Origin of the sequence: Arthrobacter sp. B6, from assembly GCF_001663775.1 — a bacterium.
Taxonomy (GTDB): Bacteria; Actinomycetota; Actinomycetes; order Actinomycetales; family Micrococcaceae; genus Arthrobacter.
Genome location: NZ_KV467168.1, coordinates 650,542 through 662,233 on the forward strand (window position 1 = coordinate 650,542; position 11,692 = coordinate 662,233).

Sequence of the window (11,692 nt, forward strand, 5' to 3'; positions counted from 1 at the left end):
TCAGCCGTTGCGGTGGCAGTCACGGCATGTGCCCCGGCGGCGAAGGTAGTAGGCCAGAGCGGCAGCAGCCAGGGCAACGCCCCACAACGGCCACAGGAATGCCGGCCCGAACGGAGCCCAGTTGGTGGGGCTGAACGCAGGAACAATTCCACCGGATGGCATTCCTGCCATCATGATCATCGTCACGGAAGCAGGAATGACCGCTATCGCAACGGAGGTGGCGGGAATGACGGCGAGGCTGATCGGTACGCGTTTGCCGGCGAGGCCCGGAACCCACCGGGGAAAGACTTCACCCCATCGCTGCACGAGGCCCATGGTGAGCACGGCGCCTGCGAGGGCCATCCCGCCAAGGCCCAGGGCGCTCGTATCCATGCCACGGGACACCATATCCTCCTGGATTGCAGGATCCACGCCCAAAGGGAATCCAAAGGCCCAGCAGATTCTGGTCACGGCGTAAACCAGGGGAACCACCACCGCAATCAGTACCGCCGCCCGGCCCCAGCGCGCGGCAGCGGCCGCGCTAAACAGTCCATGGACGGCGGCCTCATCCCGGCCACAGCGCCGGCAGGCTCCACGGTAAACGCGGTCCACCGCCACAGCCAAAGCCACCCAGAGGACCGCACCCGCGGCCAATGCCAACAGGTTCAGCAGCGACGCGTCCACCAGCCTTGGCATGGCTTCCTGGATCTGCGGGTCGTAGGAGACCGTTGCCAGGATCACCGGGATGTATCCGAGGACGGTGAGCAGGCGGGCGTCACCAACGAGAACCAGGGCGACGAGGCACATGGTGGCTGCCATGACTGCCACGGCTGCCCTCAGGCCTGCCGGCGGGTTGTTCATCCTGTCCCCGGTGGCAGTGACGGTGGCCAGCAGGGCCGCAGCCCCGGCGAGCACCACAAGCCCCCAGCCAACTGCCGCCTGGGGTGCGCCAAAGAGGATCGAGGTGGAATAGGCGTCGGCATCGGCCACGGGGAACGGATTACCGGAAATTCCCCAAGCGGCACCAGTGACGCCATAGGCAATGGCGAGGACAGCGATACACGGTGCCAGGAGGCTGCGACGGGCTGTTGGCAACAGCGGCGACAGGATAGCTTGGGCTTTGTTGTTTGTAGTCATGGTTCCACCATTCCGTCCCGGGCGGCACCGTTGCTCCCCGGAAAGGGTGGTTCGTATCCCCCGTCCGGGGGAGTCTGCATTACGTCCTTGCACACTAAGTTACTCACGAGTAACATAATGTGCACTGCCGTCCGGTCCAGTGCTGCCCCTTGGCCCCTGACCGGCGCCAACGTCTCGATGAGGAGTTATACGTGAGCCAGCACGGAAGCAGCGGAAATCCGCGAACAGTCCGCGACGTCGTTTTTGTAGACGGCGTCCGCACCCCCTTCGGCCGGGCCGGCGACAAAGGCATTTACGCCGGAACGCGCGCCGACGACCTGATGGTCAAATGCATACGCGAACTCCTTCGCCGCAATCCGTCCCTGCCCTCCGAGCGCGTGGACGAGGTGGCCGTGGCGGCCACCACGCAGACCGGCGACCAGGGCCTGACCCTGGGACGCACCGCGGCCCTCCTGGCCGGCCTTCCCCGAACCGTCCCCGGATTCGCCATCGACCGCATGTGCGCCGGCGCCATGACCGCTGTGACCACTACGGCCAGCGGCATCGGCTTCGGCGCCTACGACGTCGTGATTGCCGGCGGCGTGGAGCACATGGGCAACCACCCGATGGGCTCCGGCGCGGACCCCAACCCGCGCTTTATGTCCGAGCGGCTGGTGGACCCGGCCGCACTCAACATGGGCAACACCGCCGAGAACCTGCACGACCGCTTTCCCGCCATCACCAAGGACCGCACCGACTCCTACGCCGTCGCTTCGCAGGACAAGCTCGCCGCCGCCTACGGCAAGGGCCAGATCCAGCCCGACCTGGTGCCGGTGGCCACCCTTAAGCCGGGGGAAGGCTGGACCCTGAACAGTGTTGATGAGCCGCCCCGGCCCGGCACCACACTTGAGGACCTGGCTGCCCTCCGCACTCCGTTCCGGGCCCACGGCCGCGTCACTGCGGGCAACGCCGCCGGCCTGAACGACGGCGCCACCGCGGCCCTCCTCGCATCCTCCGAGGCCGCCGCGGAACTTGGCCTTGCGGTCAAGATGCGCCTGGTCAGCTACGCGTACGCCGGCGTCGAACCTGAGGTGATGGGCATCGGACCCGTGCCGGCCACCGAAAAGGCCCTGAAGAGCGCCGGACTCACCATTGACGACATCGGCCTGTTCGAAATCAACGAGGCTTTCGCCGTGCAGGTCCTGAGCTTCCTGGACCACTTCGGCATTTCCGACGACGATCCCCGCGTCAACCGGTACGGCGGCGCAATCGCGGTGGGCCACCCCCTGGCATCCTCCGGCGTGCGGCTGATGAACCAGCTCGCGCGTCAGTTCCAGGAGGATCCCTCCGTGCGGTACGGCATCACCACCATGTGCATCGGCCTGGGCATGGGCGCCACGGTCATCTGGGAAAACCCGCATCATGCCGACTACAGCGGCACCACCACCCTGCAGCAAGACAACGCCGCCATCGAAGGAGCCGCAGCATGACCGCCGCCGATTTCACCACCCTTGCCGAACTGTTTCCCAACGAAACGGTGACGCACTCCTACGTGCGGGACATCGAGCTCCCGGCCTCCCCCGGCGCATCCAGCCCAGGTGCATTTGCACTGATCACCCTGGACAATGGCCTGGACCACTCCAAGCCCACAACCCTTGGCCCCAACACCCTGGTGGAACTCGGCACTGCCCTGGAGGCACTGAAGGAACGTGCCGCCCGCGGCGAGATCGTAGGCGTGGGTGTGACCGGCAAGCCGTACTTCCTTGTGGCCGGGGCGGACCTGTCCGCGGTGAAGTCCCTGGAAAAGCACGAGCACGGCCTGTGGATGGCGCAGCTCGGGCACCACGTTTACGCCACGCTGGCCAACCTGGGCGTCCCCAGCTTCGCCTTCATCAACGGAGTAGCGCTGGGCGGCGGCCTGGAGATTGCCCTTCAGTCCACCTACCGCACCGTGTCCACCGGCGCCGGCGCGCTGTCGCTCCCGGAAGCTGCCCTCGGACTCGTCCCCGGCTGGGGCGGCGTATACATCCTGCCGCGGCTGATCGGACCGGAGAACGCGGTCAAGGTGATGATTGAGAATCCGCTCAGCAACAACCGGACCCTCAACGGGCCCGAGGCTTTCCGGCTCGGCATTGCCGACGCCCTGTTCGAACCCGCAGACTTCCTGGAGCAGTCCCTCGCCTGGGCGGCCAGGGTCATCACCGGTGAGGTGGTCCCGGAGCGTGCCAAAGCCGTCGACCCGTCCGATCCCGATACTGCCAAAAGGTGGGCTGCAGCCGTCACTGCGGGGAGGACCTTCGTCGAGTCCAAAACGTCCAACGCGTCCCCGGCACCGGCTAAAGTCCTGGACATCCTCGAGGCCAACCGCACCATGGCGCAGACGGAATCCGCGGAGCTTGAATGCGACACGCTTGCGGTGCTGATGCAGACCGACGAATTCCGGGCAACGGTGTACGCGTTCCTGGACCTGGTACAGAAACGGTCCAAGCGCCCGGCTGGCGCCCCGGACCGGAAGCTGGCACGCCCGGTCACCAAGGTGGGCGTTGTGGGCGCGGGCCTCATGGCAAGCCAGCTGGCGCTCCTGTTCGCCCGGCAGCTCAAGGTGCCGGTGGTGATGACCGACATCGACCAGGCCCGCGTGGACAAGGGCGTCGGCTACGTCCATGCGGAAGTGGACAAACTGCTCGGCAAGAACCGGATCAGCCAGGACGCCGCCAACCGCACGAAGGCACTGGTGTCAGGCTCAGTCTCCAAGGATGCCTTTGCCGACGCTGACTTTGTGATCGAGGCCGTCTTCGAAGAACTGAACGTCAAGAAGCAGGTGTTCGCAGAGGTGGAGGCGATCGTCTCGCCGGACTGCATCCTCGCCACCAACACCTCATCGCTGTCCGTGACCGCCATGGCCGCTGACCTCGAACACCCGGAGCGGCTCGTAGGATTCCACTTCTTCAACCCCGTGGCCGTGATGCCGCTCCTGGAGATCGTGCGGGCTCCCAAGACCGACGACGCCGTCCTGGCCACCGCCTTCGAGCTCGCCAAGGGCCTGAAAAAGACCGCAGTCCTGGTCAAGGACGCCCCCGCATTCGTGGTGAACCGGATCCTCCTGCGCCTGATGGGCGAAGTGATGGCAGCCTTCGACGAGGGGACCCCCGCCGCCGTCGCCGACAACGCCCTGCGTCCCATGGGCCTGCCGATGACCCCGTTCACGCTGGGGGCCATGGTGGGCCTGCCGGTGGCGCAGCACGTCCAGGAGTCCCTGCACTCCGCCTTTGGCGACCGCTTTGCGGTGTCGGCCAACCTGCAGAAGCTGATCGACAACGGCGTGAAATCACTCTGGGCGCCGGGCGCCGACGGATCACAGGAGATCCCGGAGTCCACCCTGTCCCTGATGTCCTTCGGCACGTCGCCGTCCACCGGTGAAGAGGTGCTCCACCGCGTCCAGGACGCACTGGCACAGGAGATCGGCCTGATGCTGGACGAAGGCGTGGTGGCTGGTCCCGAGGACATCGACCTGTGCATGATTCTCGGAGCGGGCTGGCCGATGTTCCTGGGCGGCATCACGCCGTACCTGGACAGGGTGGGCGCCTCGGAGCGGGTGAACGGCAGGCGGTTCCTCCCGCCCGGCGCCGCATCCCGCTCTGCTCAGTCAGCCGGCCCGGAATCGGCCAGAGGCTAAGAACAGCTAACCTCAAACAGCCAGCGGCAGCAGGCGGCCGGAGTCCAGGTGCACCAGCCGGTGCGCGATGGAACGCGCATACTCGAGGTCGTGCGTGACCACCACGACGGCGGTGCCCTCCGCAGCGGCGGACCGGACCACGCTGTTCAGCGTTGCCAGTCCGTGCCCGTCCAGGGCAACAGTGGGTTCGTCCAGGGCAAGGACGGACGGGCGCCCGGCCAGGACGGTGGCCAGGGCCAGCAGGCGCTGGTGTGACGCGGGAAGTTCGGCCGGGTGCCGGCCTGAGTGGTTCTCCAGGCCGACGGCGGCGAGGGCGCTGTGGACGGCGGTCGCCTCTGCACCGTCATGGCGCCCGGTCCCGCCGCCGTGTGCAGCCGGCCGCCGGCGGTGGCGGTCCAGTCCGAAGCGGACTTCCCGTTCCACCGTGCGCTCGAACAGCTGGTCCCGGGGCTGCTGGAACAGGAGCCCCACCTCGCCGGACACACGTCCGGCCGGTTGCCCGCCGATGGTCCTGCCATTGACCAGGACGCTGCCGGCCGTGGGTTGGAGCAGGCCGTTGAGGTGCCTCAGCAGCGTGGACTTCCCGGCGCCGTTTGCGCCGGTGACCGCCACGATTTCGCCTTTGCCCACAGACAGGCTGAGGCCGTGAAGGACCGGGGCAGCTGCCGCCGCCCCGGTCCTGAAAAAGCGGTGCCGCTTGCTTCGGCCGTAAGTGAACGAGACGTTCCGCAGCTCGAGGGCGGGCGGGGAAGGTACTGCGTCAACAGGGACCTGCGCAGCAAGTACCGGATCACTGGGATCCGGGCAACACGGGACGGGCGGCACGCTGGAGGATCCGGGGGCTGGCCGCGGGCTGATGACACCGGCCGCTTTCAGCACGCCGGCTGCGGTCACCTCCGCTGGCGTGCCGGTCACTGCGATGGTGCCGCCTGTGAGCAACAGCCACGTGTCGGCGTCGAGCAGCAACCCGTCGACGCGCTGGCTCAGGACCACGACGGCGGTGCCGCCTTTGACGAGGTCCCGCACCAGGTCCGCGAGGCTTTCGGCTCCCGCCCGGTCAAGTGAGGCGAAAGGCTCGTCCATGACCAGCACTGCGGGACCGGAAATGACGGCGCAGCCGATGGCCAGGCGGCGCAACTGCCCGCCGGAAAGCGTTTCGGGAGCCTTGTCCAGCAGGTGGGCCAGGCCGATGAGTGAAGCCGTCCGCCGGACAGCATCGGCCATCACGGCCCGCTCCACCCCCGCGTTTTCCAGTCCGAAAGCCAGCTCTTCTGCGACAGTTTCGCGGACTGTGGACAGGGCAGCAGCGGAATCCTGCGGTACAAAGCCCACCACGCGGCCCCAGCTGCCGGGGTTAATGCGCGGATCAGCGGCCTTCCCGGTGAACAGCAGCCTCGTGCCGCCAAGGTCAAGGAATCCGCCAAGTGCTCCTCCAGCGCCGGGAAGCAGCCACCCGGCGAGCAGGCGCCCCAGGGTTGACTTGCCGCTTCCGGAGCCACCGAGCACCCCTGTCAGTGTGCCCGCAGCAAGCGAAAGTTCGACGCCGGCGAGGACGGGTTCAGTCTCGCCGGGATAAACGAATGTTTCGATTCCCGCAGCCAGCGCAGGAGTGGAGCGTTCGGCCATCCTCAAGCGCCCGCCGTCGGCTGCCAGAGGCGGAGGGCGACTGCCGCGGCGGCCGCGAGCAGGAGCACCATGCGCAGCCTGCGCTGGAACGGCGGATCCGTAACCTCACGGTAACTGGTACGCGGCCCGGTTGCGCCGAAACCCCGGGCCTCCAGGGCTGCCGCCCGCGTGCCCGCCTCTTCCACGAGCGACAGCACCAGCGGGACGGCCTGCCACCGGAAGGCGGCCATACGCCTGAAGACACCGCGGGTGATCACTAGGCCGCGGGCTTCCTGGGCCTGCCGGATCCGGGCCAGCCGTGTGGTGATGGCCGGAAGCAGTGTCAGGGTGGACGCGAGCACAAACGCGAACCGGGCATGGACGCCGCGCGCGGACAGTGCGGCGACAAGGTCCGGAACGCTGATGGTGAAGGAACACAGCAGGAGTACCAGCACTGCGGCGGAGAGCTGGGCGGACCGTTCGAGGGCAAACTGGAGCCCCTCGACGGTGACGCGTGCCGGACCCCAGTGGGCCAGGACCACAGAACCTTCGGGAAAGAACAGTCCATGCAGGAAGAACAGCGACGCAACCAGCGGGACCAGGATTCCTGCGGCGGCCGCCAGCATCCGGCGTTCCACTCCCCCGGCCAGCGACAGGCCCGCCACCGCGGCGATCACGGCCAGGGACAGCGGCAGGCTCGCCGCCGCCGTCGTCATGATAGCCGTGCTGCCGGCCGCCGCCAGCGACGTCAGGGGATGGAGGCGCATCAGGGACGGGTCAGGAGCCCTGGCCGGTGGCAGCGCCGGCGGATTGGCCGGCAGCCTGGCCGGTCAGCACGCGGTGGCGCCGGACAAAGGGAAACTGCAGGCGGGTGCGGCGCGGCAGCGCGTACACCAGGACGGCCACCAGGGTGAAGACGATGGCCTTGTCCATGGGGTCCGAGATCAGTGCCTGCTTGGTGATGGCGGCCAGGAGGCTGTCCCCCATGGAGCGGAAGGCGCTCACGATGGCGCCGGTGGCCAGGCCCGACGTGCCGCCGAAGACAAAGGCGGCAATCGGGGCGGAGACAACGCCGCCGATAATGCCGGTCAGGAAGCCTGCCACGGGCGCCAGGTAGAAGCGCCGGAACAGGCCGTGGCGGGCGGCGAGGCCGGCCAGGCAGCCGATCAGGGCGGCGCCGGCAGCGAACGGCAGCACGGTCGGGTTGAAGAAGGACCAGACGATGCTGCTCAGCGCACCTGTCGCCGCTCCTGCGGCCGGTCCGGCAAGGACGGCAATGAGGACAGTGCCGATGGCGTCCAGGTAGAACGGCACAAGCGTGCTGCCCACGAACTGGCCCAGCACAATGTTCAGCACCAGTGCCACCGGAATCAGCACCAGCGTGGAGACGGGCAGGGTGGGCAGGACGGCAACAACCAGCAGCACCGCGCCGACAAGGAACCCGGAGAGGGCGATCAGGGCCGAGGCGCTGCCCGGCCCGCCCGTGATGTCCGCCGGCTGGTTGAGGACCAGGTAGATGTAGGTGCCGGCAATGGCCAGGGCACCGAGGATTTCCAGCAGGCGACGCTTCCGGGCGGCGGCGGGCGTCGGAGATTCCAGCGTCAGGGAGGGCGATGACATAGCGTTCCTTCGAAGGTTCAGGCCGGCCCGCAAAAGCCCGGGCAGTGGAAGGCCGCCTATGTCACCTCGACGGCAACCGGAGGCCATCAGCGGCCCGCCGGTCCGCCATCCAGTCTACCGGCAGATAACCGGCGGGCCGCTGCCCCGGTTTCCGACGCAGGCCTGCCATAGACTCACGGAACAGCCCACTCCCACCGCCGTCCCGCTGTGGACCTCACGAAAGACGGATGCATGCCCCACTACGACCTGGCCATCATCGGCTCCGGATCCAGCAATTCCCTGGTCACTCCGTTCTGGGACGACAAAAAGGTGGCCATGATCGACGGCGGCGTGTTCGGCGGTACGTGCCTGAACGTCGGCTGCATCCCCACCAAAATGTTTGCCTACCCGGCCGGACTGGCCGCCGCACCCCGGGAAGCCGCGCGTCTCGGGGTGGACCTGAGCCTGGACAAGGTGCGCTGGAATGACGTGCGGGACAGGATCTTTGGCCGGATCGATTCGATTTCCGAGTCGGGCCGGCGGTACAGGGCCGAAGAACTGGACAACGTGGACTTGTACCAGCACCACGTAAAGTTCACGGGTCCCCGGACGCTCGCCACTGATTCAGGTGCGGAGCTCACTGCGGACCGCGTGGTGGTGGCCGCCGGTTCGCGGGCCGCGCTCCCCGACGTTCCGGGGATCGGCCTACCGCAGGTGCACACATCGGACACGGTGATGCGGATAGATGGTCCGCCGGAGAAGGTGGTGGTTGTCGGCGGCGGATACATCGCAGCGGAGTTTGCCGCGGTGTTCCATGGCTTCGGGGCGGACGTCACCCAGGTAAACCGTTCCCGCAGGCTGCTTCGCGGCAACGACGGGGAGATCGCGGGGCGCTTTGCCGCGGCCGCCGCCAGCCGCTGGCGGCTGGAGCTGGGGTATGCGCTCCAGGCGGTGGAGGACAACGGCGACGGCTCGGTCACCGTGGTGTTCTGCAACGATGACGGCAAGCCGCTCCGGGTCAGTGCGGACATCGTGCTGATGGCCACCGGAAGGGTGCCGAACACTGACCAGCTGGGCGTGGATGCCGCGGGCTTTGACCTGGACGGGGACCGCACCCTGTCCGTGGACTGCTACCTCAGGGTCCTCTCCGGCGGGCATCCCCTCGACGGCGTGTACGCCCTGGGAGACATTGCGAACAGCTACCAGCTCAAGCACGTCGCCAACCGGGAAGCCCGGGTGGTGGCGCACAACCTGCAACACCCGGACCGGCTCCGGCCGATCGATTACACGGCGGTGCCGTTTGCTGTTTTCTCCACCCCCCAGGTGGCGTCGGTTGGCCTGACCGAGGATGCGGCACGGTCGCAGGCAGCTGCGGGGACGGACATTGTCACGTCCGTCCAGGACTACGGCTCCACCGCCTACGGCTGGGCCATGGAGGACGAGGAAGGAGTGGTCAAACTCGTGGCGGAGCGGTCCACCGGGCGGCTGCTTGGCGCCCACATCATGGGGCACGAAGCGTCCATCCTCATCCAGCCGCTGGTCCAGGCCATGGCTACAGAGGTGCCGGTCCACTCGCTGGCGCGCGGTCCCTATTGGATCCACCCGGCGTTGACCGAGGTGGTGGAGAACGCCCTGCTGGCCCTGGACGTGGACCGGCCTGACGACGTTCCGCTGTAGGACTGGCGCCGCCGTAAGTCCTACGGTTCGCGCAGCCGTGCCGCGAGTGCGCCGATGGATGAAACCAATTCCCGGAAGGCCTGCTCCGGGTTGTTGTCCGACACGATCCGGGCATTGGGCGGATGCCCCCACAGTTCCCGGAAGTCGGCCACCGTGGTCCCCATCAACAGAGGCGAATCAACTTCGACGTCCACGGTTGCCGTCCGGGTGCTGTATTCCAGGGTGCCAGCAGCCACCCCGGCAGCGAAGAAGTCGTGGACATGGGCCAGATAGCCCTGGTCGTAGTGCCGGTGGAATTCAAAATAGAACCGCAGGGCATCGGACAGGTGCCGCACCAGCGGGTTGTCGGAGGTGCTCCTGAGCCCCTCAGGCTGCTCCGGCAGGACAAGTTCCTCCACGGCACAGCCTGATGCCCGGGCCAGCCGCCGCACATGCTCCGGCCGCATTTCAATCCGTTCGGTGGTGTCCAGGGAGCAGACAACGGGCAGCCGGTCGTGCGGAAGGCCGCGGAAGGCGGCATAGACTTCCTTGGCGGCATGCGGGTCCACATGAGCGTTCCACTCCGCTGTGGGGGTGGTGTTCCCCTGGTGATAGAAGCTTCCTCCCATGATGACCACCCGGCCCAGCAGTTCCGGCAGCCGCGGTTCACGCCGGATCGCCAGGGCGAAATTGGTCAGCGGCGCCGTGATCAGAGCCGTCAGCTCCCCCGGATGGGCGCGGGCTGCCTCCACCCAGACGTCGGCGGCGTGCCGCTGCGACACCGTCCCGGACGGCGGTGGCAGGACGGCGTGCCCGATCCCCTGGGGCCCATGGGTTTCCGGCGTGGTCACCAGCGGGATGGCGAGCGGAACTTCCGCGCCGACGGCGACCTCAACTCCTGTGCGTCCGCACAGCTCCAGCAGGGCAAGGGTATTGCGTGCTACCTGATGGGCGCCTACGTTTCCCGGAGATGCCGTTACGGCCACGAACTCCACTTCCGGCAGGGAAGCAAGGTAGGCCACGGCCAGGGCATCGTCGATTCCGGTATCCACATCCAGCAGGAGCCTGGTCAAGCCGCGTCCCCTAGAAGAGTGCAACCTTGGGGACCCTGGGGAAGATGCCATCCAGTTCCGCAAGCTCCCTCGGCGTCGGCACCCACGCAGCGGCAGCCGCATTCTGGCTGACCTGTTCAGGCCTGGTGGCTCCCGCGATCACACTGCTGACGGACGGCTGCGCCGCGAGCCAGGAGAAGGCCACCTGGATCTCGGACAGGCCGCGCTGGTCGGCGAAAGCGCTGAACCGCCTCAGCTGGCCCCAGTCGGCGTCGTGCACCAGGTGGGTCCGGGTATGGCTGAGGCGCGTGCCCGCCGGAGCCGTATCGGGAGAGTATTTTCCGGTGAGGAGCCCGTTGGCAAGCGGGAAGTACGGCAGTACCCCGACGCCGTAGGCCTCGGCAGCAGGTATGACCTCCAGTTCTGCCCGCCGGTCCAGCAGGTTGTAGTGGTTCTGGGAGGAGATGAACCGGGCACCTCCTGCAGCGCGTGCCACGAACTCGGCCTCGGCGATCTGCCAGCCCGCGCGGTTGGAGTGCCCGATATACCGGACCTTGCCGCTGGAGACCAGGTCATCCAGTGCTGACAGGGTTTCCTCGATGGGCGTCAGCGGGTCCGGAGTGTGGAACTGGTAGAGATCGATCCAGTCGGTGCCCAGCCGCCGCAGCGACGCCTCCGCCGCCCGGATGATGTAGCTGCGGGAACCCCGGGCGCCGAAGTCCCGGCCATTGGCCCCGCGCATGTCCATCCCGAACTTGGTGGCCACCACGGCTTCGTCCCGCCGGCCGGCCAGCGCCTTCCCCAGCATGGTCTCGCTCAGGCCCGGTTCACGCCCGTAGGTGTCAGCCACGTCGAAAAACGTCACACCGGCGTCGAGCGCGGCGTGCACGACGGCGTCCGTCCCTTCCTGGGACTCCGTCGCCGTGTTGGCCCGGCCCAGGTTGTTGCAGCCCAGCCCCACAACGGAGACGGAAAGGCCGGAGTTGCCGAGGCGTCGGTATTCAGTCAT

9 protein-coding genes are annotated in these 11,692 nt (G+C 67.6%); 3 read left to right on the forward strand and 6 right to left on the reverse strand.

From position 1 onward, the window contains the following. Positions 1-1,116 carry a hypothetical protein gene (locus AU175_RS02770; protein ID WP_066285639.1) on the reverse strand — a complete coding sequence of 372 codons (1,116 nt, stop codon included), beginning with the start codon at positions 1,114-1,116 and terminating at the stop codon, positions 1-3. 191 nt (positions 1,117-1,307) lie between these two features. On the opposite strand from AU175_RS02770, the gene AU175_RS02775 reads away from it, so the two are divergent. Both AU175_RS02775 and AU175_RS02780 read left to right on the forward strand, forming a co-directional pair. Further along, on the forward strand, positions 1,308-2,585 hold the full coding sequence (locus AU175_RS02775; RefSeq protein WP_066285640.1) for a thiolase family protein: 1,278 nt from the start codon (positions 1,308-1,310) through the stop codon (positions 2,583-2,585). Continuing rightward, a complete protein-coding gene (locus AU175_RS02780) occupies positions 2,582-4,771 on the forward strand; it encodes a 3-hydroxyacyl-CoA dehydrogenase NAD-binding domain-containing protein (RefSeq protein ID WP_066285643.1) in 2,190 nt (729 codons plus the stop codon). The genes AU175_RS02775 and AU175_RS02780 overlap by 4 nt, the downstream gene beginning before the upstream one ends. A 12-nt stretch (positions 4,772-4,783) precedes the next feature. Here AU175_RS02780 and AU175_RS02785 read toward each other — a convergent pair whose 3' ends face one another. The 3 genes from AU175_RS02785 to AU175_RS02795 are packed head-to-tail and all read right to left on the reverse strand — an operon-like array spanning position 4,784 to position 7,996. Beyond that, the gene (locus AU175_RS02785; RefSeq protein WP_066285645.1) at positions 4,784-6,397 is read right to left on the reverse strand and encodes an ABC transporter ATP-binding protein; all 1,614 of its coding nucleotides are present in this window, start codon (positions 6,395-6,397) and stop codon (positions 4,784-4,786) included. Positions 6,398-6,399: 2 nt separating this feature from the next. Further along, entirely contained in the window at positions 6,400-7,143 is a 744-nt protein-coding gene (locus tag AU175_RS02790; RefSeq protein WP_066285647.1) for an energy-coupling factor transporter transmembrane component T, read from the reverse strand. A gap of 10 nt (positions 7,144-7,153) precedes the next feature. Next, the gene (locus AU175_RS02795; protein ID WP_066285649.1) at positions 7,154-7,996 is read right to left on the reverse strand and encodes a glycosyl transferase family 9; all 843 of its coding nucleotides are present in this window, start codon (positions 7,994-7,996) and stop codon (positions 7,154-7,156) included. 231 nt (positions 7,997-8,227) lie between these two features. Here AU175_RS02795 and AU175_RS02800 point away from each other — a divergent pair, with 231 nt between their 5' ends. After that, a complete protein-coding gene (locus tag AU175_RS02800) occupies positions 8,228-9,652 on the forward strand; it encodes a mycothione reductase (protein ID WP_066285654.1) in 1,425 nt (474 codons plus the stop codon). Positions 9,653-9,672: 20 nt separating this feature from the next. Here AU175_RS02800 and AU175_RS02805 read toward each other — a convergent pair whose 3' ends face one another. After that, positions 9,673-10,704: a nucleoside hydrolase gene (locus AU175_RS02805; protein WP_066285655.1), complete on the reverse strand. Its 1,032-nt coding sequence runs from the start codon at positions 10,702-10,704 to the stop codon at positions 9,673-9,675. A 10-nt stretch (positions 10,705-10,714) separates the two neighbouring features. Next, on the reverse strand, positions 10,715-11,692 hold the full coding sequence (locus AU175_RS02810; RefSeq protein WP_066285657.1) for an aldo/keto reductase: 978 nt from the start codon (positions 11,690-11,692) through the stop codon (positions 10,715-10,717).